15 protein-coding genes and 1 pseudogene are annotated in these 17041 nt (G+C 69.0%); all 16 read left to right on the forward strand.

Annotated elements, in window-relative coordinates:
- The first annotated feature begins 28 nt into the window (after positions 1–28).
- The 16 genes and pseudogenes from AB0E69_RS05350 (at position 29) to AB0E69_RS05425 (ending at position 17032) form a co-directional block, all read left to right on the forward strand.
- A complete protein-coding gene (locus AB0E69_RS05350; RefSeq protein ID WP_360139858.1) occupies positions 29–202 on the forward strand; it encodes a hypothetical protein in 174 nt (57 codons plus the stop codon).
- 24 nt (positions 203–226) lie between these two features.
- Positions 227–1048: pseudogene (locus tag AB0E69_RS05355) on the forward strand (Fe(3+) dicitrate ABC transporter substrate-binding protein); the annotation flags it as partial.
- A gap of 1 nt (position 1049) precedes the next feature.
- A complete protein-coding gene (locus AB0E69_RS05360) occupies positions 1050–2117 on the forward strand; it encodes an iron ABC transporter permease (protein ID WP_360139861.1) in 1068 nt (355 codons plus the stop codon).
- Positions 2114–3139: an iron ABC transporter permease gene (locus tag AB0E69_RS05365; protein ID WP_360139864.1), complete on the forward strand. Its 1026-nt coding sequence runs from the start codon at positions 2114–2116 to the stop codon at positions 3137–3139. The genes AB0E69_RS05360 and AB0E69_RS05365 overlap by 4 nt, the downstream gene beginning before the upstream one ends.
- A gap of 10 nt (positions 3140–3149) precedes the next feature.
- Positions 3150–3959, forward strand: a complete 810-nt coding sequence (locus tag AB0E69_RS05370) for an ABC transporter ATP-binding protein (RefSeq protein ID WP_360139867.1) — start codon at positions 3150–3152, stop codon at positions 3957–3959.
- A gap of 11 nt (positions 3960–3970) precedes the next feature.
- Positions 3971–4945: a pyridoxal-phosphate dependent enzyme gene (locus AB0E69_RS05375; protein ID WP_360139870.1), complete on the forward strand. Its 975-nt coding sequence runs from the start codon at positions 3971–3973 to the stop codon at positions 4943–4945.
- 85 nt (positions 4946–5030) lie between these two features.
- Entirely contained in the window at positions 5031–5825 is a 795-nt protein-coding gene (locus AB0E69_RS05380) for a hypothetical protein (RefSeq protein ID WP_360139873.1), read from the forward strand.
- Positions 5822–6040, forward strand: a complete 219-nt coding sequence (locus AB0E69_RS05385) for a hypothetical protein (RefSeq protein ID WP_360139876.1) — start codon at positions 5822–5824, stop codon at positions 6038–6040. Before AB0E69_RS05380 ends, AB0E69_RS05385 begins: the two co-directional genes overlap by 4 nt.
- A gap of 159 nt (positions 6041–6199) precedes the next feature.
- Positions 6200–7651: a TldD/PmbA family protein gene (locus AB0E69_RS05390; protein WP_360139879.1), complete on the forward strand. Its 1452-nt coding sequence runs from the start codon at positions 6200–6202 to the stop codon at positions 7649–7651.
- Complete coding sequence (locus AB0E69_RS05395) at positions 7648–8976, forward strand: metallopeptidase TldD-related protein (RefSeq protein WP_360139882.1); 1329 nt, start codon at positions 7648–7650, stop codon at positions 8974–8976. The genes AB0E69_RS05390 and AB0E69_RS05395 overlap by 4 nt, the downstream gene beginning before the upstream one ends.
- 81 nt (positions 8977–9057) lie before the next feature.
- Positions 9058–9774 (forward strand): MBL fold metallo-hydrolase, encoded by a 717-nt coding sequence (locus tag AB0E69_RS05400; RefSeq protein WP_360139885.1) that lies wholly within the window; start codon positions 9058–9060, stop codon positions 9772–9774.
- The gene (locus AB0E69_RS05405; RefSeq protein ID WP_360139888.1) at positions 9771–12023 is read left to right on the forward strand and encodes an aminotransferase class III-fold pyridoxal phosphate-dependent enzyme; all 2253 of its coding nucleotides are present in this window, start codon (positions 9771–9773) and stop codon (positions 12021–12023) included. The genes AB0E69_RS05400 and AB0E69_RS05405 overlap by 4 nt, the downstream gene beginning before the upstream one ends.
- A 9-nt stretch (positions 12024–12032) precedes the next feature.
- On the forward strand, positions 12033–12941 hold the full coding sequence (locus AB0E69_RS05410) for a ribonuclease Z (protein ID WP_360139891.1): 909 nt from the start codon (positions 12033–12035) through the stop codon (positions 12939–12941).
- 103 nt (positions 12942–13044) lie between these two features.
- Entirely contained in the window at positions 13045–14172 is a 1128-nt protein-coding gene (locus AB0E69_RS05415; protein WP_360139894.1) for an EfeM/EfeO family lipoprotein, read from the forward strand.
- Entirely contained in the window at positions 14169–15380 is a 1212-nt protein-coding gene (gene efeB, locus AB0E69_RS05420; RefSeq protein ID WP_360139897.1) for an iron uptake transporter deferrochelatase/peroxidase subunit, read from the forward strand. The genes AB0E69_RS05415 and efeB overlap by 4 nt, the downstream gene beginning before the upstream one ends.
- 20 nt (positions 15381–15400) lie before the next feature.
- Entirely contained in the window at positions 15401–17032 is a 1632-nt protein-coding gene (locus AB0E69_RS05425; RefSeq protein ID WP_360139900.1) for an alkaline phosphatase family protein, read from the forward strand.
- The last annotated feature ends 9 nt before the right edge of the window (positions 17033–17041 follow it).

Raw genomic sequence — 17041 nt, forward strand, 5'->3', positions numbered from 1 at the left:
GGCATTGTCGACCTCAGGAGCGAATGCCATGTCCCACCGATCTTCCAGGTTGCGGCGCGTGCTCGCGGCCGTCACCCTGACCGCCGCCGCGGTCGCCCTGGCCGGCTGCGGCAGCGCGGCGTCGCCCGCCACCGGCGCCGCGCCGAACGCCGACCGCGCCGCGGCCGCCGAAGGTGTCAGCCCGGACGTCAACCTCGGCTAGTGCGGGAAACCCACCCGCACGGTCAAGCACGACCTCGGCAGCACCACCATCACCGGTACGCCGACGAAGGTGGTGGCGCTGGAGTACTCGTTCGTCGACGCCCTGGTCGCGGTCGGGATGTCGCCGATCGGTGTCGCCGACGACAACCAGCCGAAGCGCATCATCCCGGCCCTGCGCCAGCAGGTCGGCACCTACAAGTCGGTCGGTCTGCGGGCGACGCCGAACATCCAGGTGATCACCGCCCTGAAGCCCGACCTGATCGTGGCCGACAGCGGCCGGCACAAGGCGATCTACGCACAGCTGTCGAAGATCGCGCCGACCATCGCCTTCGCCAGCCTGAACGGCAACTACCAGCAGGTGCTGGACAGCGAGATGTCGACGGCGATCGCGCTGAACAAGTGCGACGAGATGAAGAAGCGGCTCGCCGAGCACGCCAGCACGATGGCCGGCCTGAAGTCGAAGGTGAGCGCGAACGAGAGCCGCAAGGCGCTGTTCGTGCGGGCCTCGGACAAGGGCTTCACCGGCTTCCCGCCGAAGGCCTACACGCCGGGTGTCCTGTCCGCCATCGGCATCCCCTCATCGCTGCCCGACTCGGGCGGTGACGCGTCGGTCTCGATGACCCTGGAGACCCTGGTCGCGAACAAGCCGGACATCATGTTCATCGCCCCGAACGACGGTCCGACCCTGCGCGACACCTGGGCGAAGAGCCCGCTGTGGAAGCAGATCCCGGCAGTGAAGAACAGCGCGACGTACGACGTGAACCCGAACGAGTGGTCCCGGTCCCGCGGCCTGATCGCCTCCGAAGTGGTCGCTCAGGAAGCAGTCAAACTCCTCTACGGGAAGTGACATGTCAGCACCTGCGTCAGTGGGCACCGCGCCCGCACCGACCGAGGACGCCACCCCCAGGCGTCCGAAGATCGTCACCAGCAAGCAGCGCGTCACCTGGGTGGCGCTGGCGCTGCTCTTCGTGGTCGTGGCCGGCTTCGTCTGGGGGATGTCGATCGGCAGCCAGCAGATCTCGCTCGCGAGGTTGCCGCAGGCAATCTTCCGGGCCGATCAGCCGGACGAGCTGATCCTGCAGTCGATCCGGCTGCCGAGGGTGGTGCTGGCGCTGCTCGTCGGCGCCGCCCTCGCGGTGGCGGGCGCGCTGATGCAGGCGGTCGCAGCGAACCCGCTGGCCGCACCCGAGATCATGGGTGTCAACGCCGGCGCGGTCTTCGTCGTCGTCCTCGCGATCTCCGTGGTGCCGTCGCTGTCGGGCGCACCAACGATCCTGCTCGCGTTCGGCGGTGCGGCCGCAGCCGGGGTGTCGGTGATGCTGCTCGCAGGTTCGGGCCGCGGCCGGATCAGTCCGGTCCGGCTCGCCTTGGCTGGCGTCACCGCGAGCAGCCTGCTGATCTCGCTGACCCAGGTGCTGATCATCTTCGACGAGAACTCCGCGGACAGCGTGCTGTTCTGGCTGGTGGGCGGCGTCAACTTCGCCGGCTGGACCGACATCCGCAACCTGCTGCCGTGGCTGGTGCTCGGGCTGATCGGTGCGTTCGCGATGGCCCGGCCGCTGAACCTGCTGGCGCTCGGTGACGACATGGCCCGCGGGCTGGGGCAGAACGTCGAGCGGACCCGGCTGATCGGCTCCGCGCTGGTGATCGTGCTGTCCGGTGCGGCCGTTTCGGTGGCCGGTCCGGTCGCGTTCATCGGGCTGATCGTCCCGCACATCATGCGGCGTCTGGTCGGTTCGAGCTACGCCGTACTGCTGCCGTTGTGCGCGGCCGGCGGCGCGGCGCTGCTGCTGTACGCCGACATCGTGTCCCGCTACGTCAAGCCGCCGTTCGAGGTCCCGGCCGGTGTCGTGACGGCGCTGATCGGTGCACCTGTCTTCGTCTACCTGGCCCGCCGGCAGAAGGTGACCTCATGAGTACGGCGATTGTCGCGCGGCGCGTCGGGCGGACGTCGCTCGCCCGGCGGCACCCGGGTCCGTTGATGATCTCGCTGACCGTTCTCGCGCTGGTACTGAGTTTCTACAGCCTGAGCGTTGGCGCGACCGAGGTCTCCGCCTCGAACGTCCTGCACGCCCTGACCGGTGACACCGCCGATCAGGCAGCCGCGATCGTGCTCGACTTCCAGCTGCCCCGGGTGCTGCTCTGCTGGCTCGTCGGTACGGCGCTCGCGGTGTCGGGAGCGGTGATGCAAGGAGTGATCCGCAACCCGCTGGCCGCACCGGACATCATTGGCGTGACCAAGGGTGCCGGCTTCGGCGGAATGCTGCTGTTGCTCGCGATCCCGGGTGTCCCGGTGCTGGCCGTCGTACCGGCAGCCTTCGTCGGCGGCGTACTGGCTGCCGTGCTGGTCTACCTGTTCGCGTATCGGCGGGGTGCGACGCCGGTCCGGATCGCGCTGGTCGGAATCGCGGTCAGTGCCGCGTTCGAGGCCGGGATCCGGTTCCTGCTGGTGCGCAATCCACTCGACGTGAGCGCGGCGCTGATCTGGCTGACCGGGAGTCTGTTCGGCCGGTCGATGAGTGCCGTGCTGGAGATCCTGCCGTGGGTGCTGGTGCTCGTCCCGGTGATCGTGGTCTGGGCCCGCAAGCTCGACGTCCTCGGTCTCGGTGACGACCTGGCCGCCGGCCTGGGGGAGCCGGTCGAGAAGACGCGGCGGATGCTGCTGCTCGCCGCGGTCGCGCTGGCTGCCGCCGCGGTGGCGGTCGCCGGCACGATCGGCTTCGTCGGGCTGATCGCGCCGCACATGGCGCGCCGCGTGTTCGGCGGCAAGCACCTGGCGTCGGTCCCGGCGTCCGCGTTGTTCGGCGTACTGCTGATGCTGGTCGCCGACATGCTCGGCCGCGGTCTTGCGCCACCGCTCGAGATTCCCGCCGGTCTGGTGACCGCGGTCGTCGGGGGTCCGTACTTCCTGTACCTGCTCGTGAAGACCGGAAAGTAGGAGAACCGCCATGCGTCTGCAGGCACAAGGCGTCCAGCTCGCCTATGACCGCACGGTCATCGCCGACGACCTGACCCTGACCATCCCGGACGGGAAGGTCAGCGTGCTGATCGGTCCCAACGGTTCCGGCAAGAGCACCGCGCTGCGCGCTCTGGCCCGGTTGCTGCCGCCGGCCAAGGGAAGTGTGATCCTGGACGGGAAGTCGATCCAGGACACACCGACGAAGGAGGTGGCCCGGCTGCTCGCGATCCTGCCGCAGGTCCTGGTCACGCCCGAATCGATCTCGGTCGAGGACCTGGTCTGGTTCGGCCGCCACCCGCACCGGACCTCGCTGAAGGTGCCCAGCGCCGCCGACAAGGACGCGGTCGAGTGGGCGATGGAGGTGACCAGCACGGCGGAGCTCCGGCACCAGCATGTGGATCAGCTGTCCGGCGGTCAGCGGCAGCGGGTCTGGATCGCGCTGTGCCTGGCTCAGGGCACTGACCTGATCCTGCTGGACGAGCCGACGACGTACCTCGACGTCGCCTACCAGTTGGAGGTGCTCGACCTGCTGCACCAGCTCAACCAGGAGCAGGGTAAGACGGTGGCCATGGTGCTGCACGACTTCAACATGGCGGCGGAGTACGCCGACCACGTGTTCGTGATGAAGTCCGGCGCGCTCGTGACCCAAGGGCCGCCGGAGGACGTGTTCACCTGCGACATCATCCGCGACGTGTTCGGGGTGGAGTCCAAGGTGGTACCGCACCCGGTCAGTGGTAAGCCGATGTGTATCCCGCTGCGTGCCGGCCTCCGGACCCAGCTGTCAGTGGCCACCGGATGAAGGAGAACTGAATGACGTTGAGTCCCGCGGAAGCCGCCGAGCGGTCGGAGCGCGTCGCACCCAAGCTGCGCGAGCACCTGACGCTGACGCCGTTCGTACGCTACGGAGCGTTCAGCGACGAGCTCGGCGCCGAGGTGCTGGTGAAGAGCGAGCACCTGCAGCGCACCGGCTCGTTCAAGGCGCGCGGATCGATGGCGAAGATCCTGACGCTGACCGACGCGCAGCGGCAGGCCGGCGTGGTGACTGCATCGACCGGCAACCACGGTCTCGGGGTCGGCAACGCGCTGGCCACGCTCGGCGGCCATGGCATCGTCTACCTGCCGGAGAACGCGTCGCCGAGCAAGGTCGCGGCGCTCCGCCGGCTCGGCCTGGAACTACGGGCCGAGGGCAACGATTCGGGTGTGCTCGAGCCGAAGGCCCGGGCGTTCGCGGCCGAGCACGACCTGACCTACGTACCGCCGTACAACGACCCCGATGTGATCGCCGGGCAGGGCACGGTCGGGGTGGAGATCCTGGAGCAGCTCGCCGGGGAACCGCTCGACGCGGTCGTGGTCGCGGTTGGTGGCGGCGGGCTGATCAGTGGTGTCGCGGCGGTGCTCAAGAAGCACCTGCCCGGCATCAGGGTGTACGGCGCCTCTCCGGTCCGCGACGACGCGATGGCGGCCTCGGTCCGGGCCGGCAAGATCGTCCAGGTCGACGCCAAGGACACGCTCTCCGACGGTACGGCGGGCAGCGTCGAACCGGGCAGCATCACCTTCGACCTGTGCCGTGAGCTGGTCGACGACTGGGTCCTGGTCGGTGAGGACGCGATCAGCGCGGCGCTGCGGATGGTGATCGACACCGAGCACCAGTTGATCGAAGGTTCCGCTGCGATGGCGTTCGCCGCCGCACGCGCCCGGCGTACCGAGCTCGAGGGCCGGCGGGTGGCCGTCGTCTCGTGCGGCGGCAACATCTCCGCGAGCACCTTGGTGACCGCCCTCAGCTAACCCCTCCGTTTCGTTGACACCGCGAGATTTATGTAACTATCGTTACGTGAAACATATGTTGCAAACAACGGAAGGCTGGTGAGAGATGGACGCGGCAACGTGGGGATTGATCGTCGCGACGTTCGTCGCGTGCTTCGTGGAGATGGTGGAAGCGACCACGATCGTCATGGCGATGGGCTACACCCGCGGCTGGAAGTCCGCCCTGATCGGGACGGTCGCCGCGCTCGGTGCGCTCGCGGTCGTGACCGTGGCGGCCGGTTACGCGCTGGCGACCTGGTTGCCGGAGTCGGCGCTGCAGCTCGCGATCGGCGGTCTGCTGCTGGTCTTCGGCCTGCAGTGGCTGCGCAAGGCGATCCTGCGATCGTCCGGACGCAAGGCCGTGCATGACGAGGACGCGATCTACCGCGAGGAGGTCGAGGCGGCCAAGGCGGCCGGGGAGACCAGGGGTGGCCTGGACCTGTTCGGCTTCATGGTCTCGTTCAAGGGCGTCTTCCTGGAGGGCATGGAGGTCGTCTTCATCGTGCTCACCTTCGGCCTGAATGCGAACAACATCCCGGCTGCCAGCCTCGGTGCGGCCGCGGCGGTGGTGATCGTGCTCGGCATCGCGGTGGCGCTGCGCCGGCCGCTGTCGATGATCAACGAGAACCTGCTCAAGTACGGCGTCGGCCTGCTGCTCGCCTCGTTCGGGACCTACTGGGCGGTCGAGGGCATCGGCATCTTCCGGGACGGCCGCGCGAGCCTCGACTGGCCGGGCCACGACCTGATGATCCTGGTCCTGATCGCCGCCTGGCTGGTGCTCAGCCGGATCTTCGTCGCGGTGCTGCGCAGGCCGGCCGCTCCGGCGCCGGCCGGCGGTATCCCCGTGGAGGTGCAGAAATGAAGTTCCTCAAGGCGTTCGGCCAGTTCTGGTACGACTTCATCATCGGCGACGACTGGAAGATCGCGGCCGCGGTGCTGCTGGCGCTGGTGATCCTGTTCGTGCTGACCGTCTCCGGTGCCCTCGGCGACACGGCACTGACGCTGCTCGGCGGCGCGCTGATCGTGGTCGCGTTCAGCATCAGCCTGGCCATCGACGTCCGGCCGAAGAAGCGCTGAACCCCAACCACCGTTGACATCCGGCCCCGGCCGCGCACCCTGCGCGACCGGGGCCGGCTCATGCCCACATCGATCCTCTGTAGCAGTCACAACATCTATTCAGAATCTCGTAGTGTCTGCTACGGTGAGGATCATCCCCTCGAATCGGAGGTTCAACCGATGCGCGACACCGCCGAGACCGTGCTGGCCCTGCTGCCTGCCGACGTCCAGTACGGCGACGTCCGGGTGGTCCGGCGTACCCACGAGCAGGTTCTCGTCGAGCTCGACGGCCCCGGCGAGGTCGGGTACGACGACTCGCTCGGCCTCGGGCTGCGTGTCCTGATCGGCGGCCACTGGGGTTTCGCTGCCACCCACCGGCTCGACCCGAACGGCCTCGACGCCGTCATCGCGCAGGCCGTCGGCCAGGCCCGCGCCACCGGTGGCGGCGGCCACGTCGCGCTGGGCGAGCCGGTGACGACCCGCGCCACCTGGTCCTCGCCGATGCGGATCGACCCCTTCGAGGTCGCGCTGCCGACCAAGCTCGACCTGCTGTCCGCGGCCGTGAAGGAAGCGTCGACGGCCGGTCCGCTGGTGCAGCAGATTGAGGCCTCGGTCGACTTCTACCGCGACGAGAAGGTGTTCGCGAACACGGAAGGTGCGCTGGTCGAGCAGACCCTGACCGAGAGCGGCGGCGGCCTGATGGTCAACGCCGGCAACGGTGAGGACCTGCAACGGCGGTCCTTCCCGCAGGGTGTCCCACGGCAGATCCGCGGCCAGCGCGGCGACTTCGCCACCGCCGGCTGGGAGCACGTCGAGTCGCTGGGCCTGGTGGATAACGCGGCCCGGGTCGCGTCCGAAGCAGTCGCATTGCTGACTGCCCCGCAGTGCCCGGACGAGGTCACCACTCTCATTGCCGGTGGCAACCAGTTGGCGATGGTCCTGCACGAGTGCGCCGGCCACCCGATGGAGGCCGACCGCGCGCTCGGGACCGAAGCCAGCCTCGCCGGTGGCACCTACGCGACCCCGGAGCGCCGCGGCAACTTCCGCTGGGGTTCGCCGATCGTCTCGGCGTACGCCGATGCCACCATCCCCGGCGGCCTGGGTTCCTTCGGGTACGACGACGAGGGCGTGCCGGCCCAGCGAACCCAACTGATCAAGGACGGCATTTTCCTCGGCTACATGTCCGGCCGGGAATCCGCCGCCGCGCTCGGTGATCAGCCGACCGGCGCGTCCCGGGCCGACGGCTGGCAGCGGCTGCCGCTGGTACGGATGACGAACATCTGCCTGGAGCCGGGGGAGTCCTCGCTCGAGGAGATGATCGCCGGCACCAAGCGCGGCATCCTGGTCGACACCAACCGCGGCTTCTCGATCGACGACCAGCGGATGTCGTTCCGCTTCACCACCGAGCTCGGCTGGGAGATCCGCGACGGCAAGCTCGGCCGGCTGCTGAAGAACTGCAGCTACCAGAGCGTCACGCCGCAGTTCTGGGCTGGTCTGGACGCCCTCGGCGGTCCGGACGAGTGGCGGGTGCACGGCGTCCCGTCGTGCAACAAGGGCGAGCCGCTGCAGGTGGCTCATGTCGGCCACGGCACCGTTCCGGGCCGTTTCCAGAAGGTGCAGGTGGGACGATGAGCATCGAGCGGACCGACGTCGAGCAGGCGCTGCGCATCCTCGGACCAGGCACCCGCCTGGACGTGCTCGGCGAGAACGCCGACCTGCTCCGGTACGCCGAGTCCGAGATCACCGCCCAGCACAGCGAACGCAGGCTGCGCGTCCGGGTGAAGGTCAACCGGGACGGCCGAAGCGCTGGGGGAACGCTGGAGACCCTCGATCCCACGGCCGTCGACGTCCTCGCCGGCCGGCTGAAGGCCGCGCTCGCCGACCTTCCTGCATCTCCTACGGAGGATCGGCTCACCGTTGTGGATGGCGCGGACGACGAGCAGTTCGTGGTCGAGCCGGCGCAGTCGATCGTCGACTGCGATCCCGCCGTACGGCACGTCTGGTTCACCACCGTGCGCGACGGCCTCGATGCTACCGCGCGGCTCGGCGGCGCGATCAGGTACGACGTACTGGATCGGGTGGTTGCCGACGCGGACGGGCTGTTCCGGTCCGAGACGTTGACCAAGGCATCGATCCAGGCGATCGCGAAACAGGACGGGCAGTCCGCGAGCGTCAAGCTCGTGCACCGCGACGCCGACCTGATCGCGATCGACACGATCCCGGACCGGTTGCGGGCGGCACTACGTCCGCTGCCGGTGCGCGAGAACTTCCGTGGCACCTGCCGTGTGCTGCTCAAACCGAGTGCCGTGAACACGCTGATCGCTACCTTCGGGCACTGGGCGCTCGGCGCGCAGCACTACGCGAGCGGCCGATCAGTGCTGGCCGGACGGCTCGGCGAGCAGGTGGTGAGCGAGCAGCTCACGCTGATCGACGACGCGACGGATCCGGCCGGACTGCTCAGCGGATTCGATGCTGAAGGCAACGTTCGGCGCCGGACGCCGTTGATCGAGCACGGCGTACTCACGGGCGTGGTCTCGGACCGGCGCCGGGCCGGGCTGACCGGCGGCGTACCGACCGGTCATGCGGTGCCGGACGGCTGGCGGTTCGGCGGCGACCCGGTCCCGTCGTACTTGTTGCTCGACGCCGGTGACGCGACCGAGGACGAGCTGCTCGCGGAGTGCGGCAGCGGTCTGGTGGTCAACCGGCTCGACTACCTCCGGGTCCTGCACCCGAAGCAGACGCTGGTCACCGGGACCACCCGGGACGCGACGTACTGGGCCGAGGACGGCAAGTTGGTCGCCTGGCACCCGCAAGTGCGTTTCACGTTCCGGATGGACGAGGTGCTGAACGCGGTGCTGGCGGTCGGTGCGGTCCGGGAGCTCGGCGACCAGACCTTCATGGACAGTGTCGTGACGCCGTCGCTGCTGATCGAGGCCGGACCACTGGCCCTCACCTGAGCCGGCGGCGTCCCGGGCCTTGCGTGCTCATAACCCGCGCCCGGGGCGCCGCCGCACCACCAATCCGTCGAGGAGGAGCTGATGATCACGACGCTCATCCCGCTGCTCAACGGCTACTCGTTGAGCACCGCACAAGGCAATCCGGCCTTCTGCTCGGTCCACCTGGTGGAGAGCGACGGCCACTGTCTGCTGTTCGACTGCGGTCACGTCGGCCGGCGCCGGCAGTTGCTCGAGGCCCTCGCCGCGCACGGGCTCCAGCCCGGGGACATCTGCACGGTCGTGCTCTCGCACGTTCACTGGGACCACGTGCAGAACGTCGACCTCTTCCGCAACGCCCGGGTGCTGCTGCACCCCGACGAATTGGACAACCTGGTCAGCCCGCCCGCGCACGACCTCGGTACGCCGCGCTGGACCCGCCGCCTGCTCGAGAACCTGGACGTCCGGATCACGAAGGAAGGTGACCAGCCGATGTCCGGTGTCGAGGTGCTCGAGCTGCCCGGCCACACGCCCGGGTCGATCGGCCTCGCCGTCGACACCGGCTTCGGGACGGCGGTGCTCAGCGCCGACGCCGTACCGACGGCCGCGGTGCTGCGAGCTGGAGCCGCATCCGGCCACCCGTACGACCGGCGCCGGGCGAACGCCTCGGTCGAACGCGTGACCAAGCTGGCGGACGTGGTTCATCCCGGGCACGACGCGCCGTTCCGGATCGGTTCGGACGGCGTACCGGAGTACCTCGAACCGCTGGTGCCGCTGGGGATTCGTGGACAGAGCCCGGTGTTCTCCGAGGCCGTGCTGTGAGCCAGGTGGTGCGGACGCCGAGCATGATCGAGGATCCGCCGGACGTCGACGTTCGGGCCGCGGCAGAGCTGCTGCGGTCCGGGTACGGGCTTGATGCCGAGGTGACCGAGCTGCGCAGCGAACGGGACCGGAACTTCCTGGCCGTTGCCGACGGGCAGCGGCTGGTGGTCAAGGTGTCGAACACCGGCGACGACGCGGACCAGGTCGCGATGGAGTGCGCCGCGATGGACCACGTCGCCTCGGTCGATGCCGGGCTGCCGATCCCGCGCGTGCTCGCTGATCTGGATGGGCGCGCGGTCGGGACCGTCGAGGCCGCGGACGGTCGGAAGCATCTGGTGCGGGTGATGACGATGATGCCCGGAGAGGTTGCCGATCTGATCGCGTTGCCTGGCTGGTTCGCGGCTGCCTTCGGGGCGATGTCGGCCCGGCTGACAGGGGCGATGCAGGGCTTCGGACATCCGGCGGCGTACCGACGACTGGACTGGGATCCGCGGGTCGTCACGAGCCTCACGGCGTACGCCGATCGGCTGCCCGAGGAGCGTCGGCGCGAGCCGGTGCGGAAGCTGCTCGATCGGTTCGAAGGGCTCGATGCCGCGACCCGCGCGCTGCCTGCCGGGGTGCTCCACGGCGATGTGACGTTGAGCAATGTGCTGATGCGGGACGGCGCGATCACGGGCGTGATCGACTTCGGGGACATGCACCACACGGCGCGCGTCGCCGAGCTCGCGATCAGCCTGACCTCGCTGCTGCGGGAGTCCGACGACCTGTGGGCCGACGCTGGACGGTTCCTCGACGGCTACCAGCGGGTCCTGCCGCTGGAGCCGCCCGAGGTCGAACTGATCGGGGAGCTGGTCCTGGCCCGCTCGGTGGCGAGCGTGCTGATCTCGGCGTGGCGGGCGCCGCTCTACCCGGACAACGAGGAGTACCTGACCAGCCTGGTAGCGGGAAGCTGGCGGATCCTCGACCACTTGGCGGAGCTTCCGCGTGCTGAGCTGGCGCATCGCTTTCATCGCCTGTGCGGGACGTCTCGCGTCTCCACGGCCGCCGACCCGACGCTGCTGGAACGTCGGCAGGCCGCGCTCGGTGGTCAGCTGTCACCGCTGTTCTACCGGCAGCCGTTGCAGGTCGCCCGGGCCGCGGGTGCGTGGATCCACACCGCGGACGGTCGCCGGTACCTCGATGCCTACAACAACGTTCCGGTCGTCGGGCACGCGCATCCGGCGGTCGTCCAGGCGCTGTCGCGGCAGGCCGCCGTACTCAACCTGAACTCGCGGTACCTGCATCCGAACGTGGTCGAGCTGGCCGAGCGGCTGGTGGCGTCGATGCCGGACGGGCTGGACACGTGCGTGTTCGCGAACTCCGGGAGCGAGGCGAACGACCTCGCCTGGCGGATGGCGCGCGTGGTCAGCGGACGGAGTGGAGCGGTCGTCGCCGATCTCGCGTACCACGGAGTCAGCGAGGCGACGGCGGCGTTCTCGACCAACACCTACCCGGCGAGCGCGCGCCCGCCGCATGTCGCGGTGTTCGAGGCGCCGCGGGACCCAGCGGATGACGGAATCGCGGCTGGTGAGCGGGTCCGGGCGGCCCGCACTGCTCTGCAGTCGGCCGGGCATGATTTGGCGCTGCTCGCGGTCGACAGCGTGTTCAGCAGCGCGGGGATCCTGACGCCGGATGCCTCGTTCATGCGTGGCCTCCAGGACGAGGCGCACGAGAGCGGCGGGTTGTTCCTCGCCGACGAGGTCCAGGCCGGTTTCGGCCGCGGCGGGCGGCACCTGTGGCGGTTCGAGGACTTCGGACTGACCCCGGACTTCGTCACGCTCGGCAAGCCGATGGGCAACGGGCACCCGGTCGCGGCGCTCGTCACCCGGCGGGAGATCGCGGAGGCCTTCACCCGCGTGGACGAGTACTTCAGCACCTTCGGCGGGAATCCGGTCTCGTGCGTCGCCGCGCTGACCGTGCTGGACGTGATCGAGCAGAACGAGCTCGTCACCCGGTCCGGCGAGGTCGGTGCGCTGCTGAAGTCGACCATCGAGGCGCTGGTGCCGGATCTGCCGGTGCGCGGCCAGGGGCTGATGATCGGCGTCGAGCTGCCCGGCGCGGCGGACTTCGCCGAGCGGTTGCGGGGGCACGGCGTACTGGTTGGGACGACTGGTCCGGGCGGCGGAGTGCTGAAGATCAGGCCGCCGCTGATCTGGGAGCCGGCACACGTGGCGGAATTCCGGTCGGCGTTCGAGGCGGCCCTGCGTTAGCTTGGGCGGGTGCGTGAACTCGTTGTGCTCGGCACCGGGAGCCAGGTGCCCTCCCGGGAGCGGACGCAGAACGGTTACTTCCTGCGCTGGGACGACGAGGGGTTCCTGTTCGATCCGGGTGAGGGGACGCAGCGGCAGATGCTGTACGCCGGGGTCTCGGCCGGCGCGATCACGCGGCTGTGCGTGACGCACTTCCACGGCGACCACTGCCTCGGCGTCCCCGGGATCGTGCAGCGGTTGTCGCTGGACGGCGTACCGCATCCGGTGCGGGCGCACTATCCGGCGTCGGGGCAGAAGTACTTCACCCGGCTCCGGTACGCCGCCTCGTTCTTCGAGCGGGCCGAGCTGCTGGAGGAGCCGATCGAGGAGGACGGGCTGCTGTCGGTAGGCCCGTTCGGGCAGCTGTGGGCGCGGCGGCTCGAGCACTCGGTGGAATCATTTGGCTACCAGTTGATCGAGCCGGACGGGCGCCGGATGCGGCCCGACAAATTAGCTGCCTTGGGCATCGTTGGCCCGGCCATCGGCCGGCTCCAGCAGGCCGGTGTCCTGGAGGTGAACGGCCGGACGGTCCGGGTCGAGGAGGTCAGCGAACCGCGGCCCGGCCAGCGGTTCGCGTTCATCATGGACACCCGGCTGTGCGAGAACGTCCTGCGGTTGGCCGAGAACGCGGACCTGCTGGTGATCGAGTCGACGTACCTCTCGTCGGAAGCCGATTTGGCCCGTCGTTTCGGGCATTTGACCGCCCGGCAGGCCGCGCGCGTCGCGGCCGAGTGTGGCGTCCGCAAACTGGTCCTGACCCACTTTTCCCAGCGCTACTTGGAGCCTGAGCGTTTTCTCAGCGAAGCCGCGGCCGAGTTCGACGGCGAGATCGTGGTCGCCTCGGACCTGTCTCGCACCCCGGTACCGGCCCGCCGCTAGGGCGAACACTGGGTGACGAGCGGGCCAACAAGGCTTGTCCCCGGGAGCGGCAGGATTAGTATCGGCGGCGAATAGATCTGCCAAGCCTCAGGAGCAACATCTCGTGCGCACTCCCCGTCCGCTGCCGGCGGCAGTCTCGCTGGTCGCCGTAGGCGCGGTCGTGGCATTGGCGATCTGGCGGCCCTGGCAGGGCTCCTCGGCGGCGGACGCGGCCAGTGCGCCGGCCGGGATCAGCGTGTCCCGCAGCCAGTGCGGCCAGGGCCTGACCGACGTGAAGACCGGACGGCAGACACTCGTCGTACACAACACCGGCGACGCGCCCGCGGAGGTCGACCTGGTCGAGCTCGGCAGCAACAAGGTGTACGGCGAGGTCGAAGGCCTCGGGCCGAACACGAGCGCGCCGATGGACGTGCAGCTCGGCGCCGGCCGGTACGCGATCCGCTGCCTGATCGAGGACACCGATGCGATCACCGGACCGAGCGTCACGGTGACTGGTTCGGACCAGGGCGGACCAGCCGTGGTGCCGGTCACCAAGAACGACATGCTGCCGTTGGTCAAGCAGTACGAGGCCGTAGTCGCCACCGGCGTCGCCCAGTTGGTCGTCAAGACCGACAAGCTGCGCGCCGACGTGGACGGCGGCAATCTGGTCGCCGCGCGAGCGGACTGGCTGCCCGCGCACCTGGCGTACAACTCGCTCGGTGCGGCGTACGACGCGTTCGGCGACTTCGCCGACAAGATCGACGGCTCGGCCGGCTTCCACCCGCTGGAGAAGGGCCTGTGGCACAACGCGTCCGCCGCTTCGCTGAAGCCGATTGCGGACCAGCTTGCCGTCGACGTCCACGGCCTGCAGGCTGACCTGCCCAACGAGCAGGTCGATCCGAACGATCTCGGGCTGCGCGCCCACGAGATCATGGAGAACGCCTTGCAGTTCGAGCTGACCGGCGAGAACGATCAGGGCAGCGGTACGTCGCTCAACACCGCGCTGGCCAACCTCGACGGTACGGCGAAGGTGCTCGCCATCCTCGACCCGGTGCTGAAGTCTCGGTACCCCGGACTGACCGACGTGCAGAAGTGGGAAGGTCGCGTGCGCGTGCTGCTCACCGCGCACAAGACGACCCCGGTTGGTCAGCTGGACCGGACTACGCGGGAACAGCTCAACGGTGCGGTCGGCGAGCTGCTGGAGTCGCTCGCCCCGGTCGCCGCCATCTGCGACGTCCGGAGGACCTCATGAGCGACGTCGGCCGCCGGTCCTTCCTACGCGGTGCGCTGGCCGGCGCCGGTGCGGCCGCTGTCGCGGGCGCTGGTACTTCGGCGGTGGCCGGGCTGACCGCCGACGCGGCGACGACGGCCGCCGTACCGTTCCACGGCGTACATCAAGCTGGTATCACCACCGATCCGCAGAAGCAGGCGATCTTCGCGTCGTTCGACGTGATCGCCGCTGACAAAGCCGAGCTGGCGGAGCTGTTCAAGACTCTCACTGAGCGGGCGCGGCTGCTGACCGCGGGCGGCGCGCTGCCGCCGCTGGGGATCACCGGTCCGCCGGCCGATTCCGGCGTACTCGGACCGGACATGCCTGGCGACGACCTGACCGTCACCGTCGGGGTCGGCGCTTCGCTGTTTGACGCGCGGTACGGACTGCAGTCGAGCAAGCCGGCGAAGTTGAAGCCGATGAAGGAGTTCCCCAACGACAGCCTGGACGAGAGCCAGTGTCACGGGGACCTGAGCCTGCAGCTGTGCGCGACCGAGTCTGACACCGTGCTGCATGCGCTGCGGGACATCGCCCGGCACACGCGCGGCGCGATGCAGCTGCGCTGGCGGGTCGACGGCTTCCAGAACCCGCCGCGGCCGTCCGGTGCGCAGCGCAACCTGATGGGCTTCAAGGACGGCATCGTGAAACCCGCCGCCTCGGATCACGACAAACTCGTGTGGGTCGGCAAGGGCAACGGCGAGCCGGCCTGGACCGAGGGCGGCAGCTACCAGGTGCTGCGGCAGATCCGGATGCTGGTCGAGTTCTGGGACCGGGTGTCGCTCGGTGAGCAGGAGAACATGTTCGGCCGGCGACGAGACTCCGGTGCGCCGCTGGACGGCAACCACGAGACCGATATCCCGAACTATGCGGGCGACCCGACCGGCGGCGCGATCCCACTGACCAGCCACATCCGGATGGCCAACCCGCGGACCCCGGCCACGGCCGCGAGCCAGTTCCTGCGCCGTGGCTACAACTACGACCGGGGCACCGACGCCGTCGGTGACCTGGACCTGGGCCTGTTGTTCTGCTGCTACCAGCAGGACATCGCCCGGCAGTTCGAAGCCGTCCAGACCCGGCTGATCGACGAACCTCTCGTCGACTACATCCGGCCGGTCGGTGGCGGCTATTTCTTTGTGCTTCCCGGTGTTCGGGACGGCAACGACCACTTCGGGCGGTCGTTGCTCGCATGATTTACCCAGGAGGAGAAGGCATGCGCGCAAGACTCCGTGTCGCCGCCACGGCCACCGTGGCCGCGACCGGCTTGGTGCTGGCCGCCGGTTGCAGCGGCGACACTCATCAGCAGAACAACGCGGCGACGGACCAGCTGGCCAACGTCGCGGCGTCGTACCACACGGTCCGCACGACCACCCCGATCCAGCACGTGGTGGTCATCTTCGGCGAGAACATCTCGTTCGACCACTACTTCGGCACGTACCCGAAGGCGACCAACGAGAACGGTACGCCGTTCACGGCCGCGCGGCACACGCCGAAGGTCAACGGGCTGACCAGGCAGCTGCTGACGAACAACCCGAACGCCTACAACCCGAAGCGGCTGGCGCCGTCGCAGGCGCTGACCTGCGACCAGAACCACGGCTACGGTCCGGAGCAGAAGGCCGCCGACGGCGGCAAGAACGACAAGTTCGTCGAGTTCACCGAGACCGACAAGTGCACCGGCCAGCCGATCCTGTTCGGCGAGCCGGGGCTGGTGATGGACTACTACGACGGCAACACGGTCACGGCGATGTGGAACTACGCCCAGCACTACTCGCTGAACGACAACTCGTTCAACACCGTGTACGGCCCGTCGACCCCGGGTGCGCTGAACCTGATCGCCGGTCAGACCCACGGCGCCCAGGCCTTCGACCCGAAGACCGGCCAGCCCACCACGGACGCGTACGCCGTCCAGTCGCCGGACCAGAACGGCATCGGGACCATCACCAACGACCCCGACCCGTTCTACGACGACTGCTCGAACAACAACGGCGCCTCGACCAACAACCTGGCCGTGATGCACGGGCAGAACATCGGTGACCTGCTGAACCAGAAGCACGTCACCTGGGGCTGGTTCCAGGGCGGCTTCAAGCCGACCTCGACCAGCAACGGCAAGGCCGTCTGCGGCGCGAAGCACGCCAACATCGGCGGCAACACGTCCAACGACTACAGCCCGCACCACTCGCCGTTCCAGTACTACAAGTCCACGTCGAACCCGAAGCACCTGCCGCCGAGCTCGGTGCGGGCGATCGGCTACACCGACCAGGCCAACCACCAGTACGACACGTCGGACTTCGACGCGGCCGTCGCGGCGAACAACCTGCCGGCGGTCAGCTTCCTGAAGGCCGGCGAGTACCAGGACGGCCACGCGGGGTACTCCGACCCGCTGGACGAGCAGGCGTTCATCGTGCGCGAGATCAACCAGCTGCAGAAGTCCAAGGAGTGGTCGTCGACCGCGGTCGTCCTGGCCTACGACGACTCCGACGGCTGGTACGACCACGCGAAGTCGCCGATGGTGAACGGCTCCAACGACCCGGCGCTCGACCAGGCCGCGACCTGCGGCAAGGGCCTGGTCTCCGGTGGGTACGCCGACCGCTGCGGCTACGGCCCGCGCCTGCCGCTGCTGGTGGTCTCGCCGTACGCGAAGACCAACCACGTCGACCACTCGCTGACCGACCAGAGCTCGGTGCTGAAGTTCATCGAGGACAACTGGCGGACCGGGCGGATCGGTGACCACTCGTTCGACCAGCGCGCCGGCAGCCTGAACAGCATGTTCAACTTCTGGCAGCGCCCGAGCAAGGACAAGCTGATCCTCGACCCGAAGTCCGGGGCGGTCGTCAGCCGGCACTGAACAACAGCT

The organism is Kribbella sp. NPDC026611 (assembly GCF_040638345.1).
Classification (GTDB): Bacteria; Actinomycetota; Actinomycetes; order Propionibacteriales; family Kribbellaceae; genus Kribbella.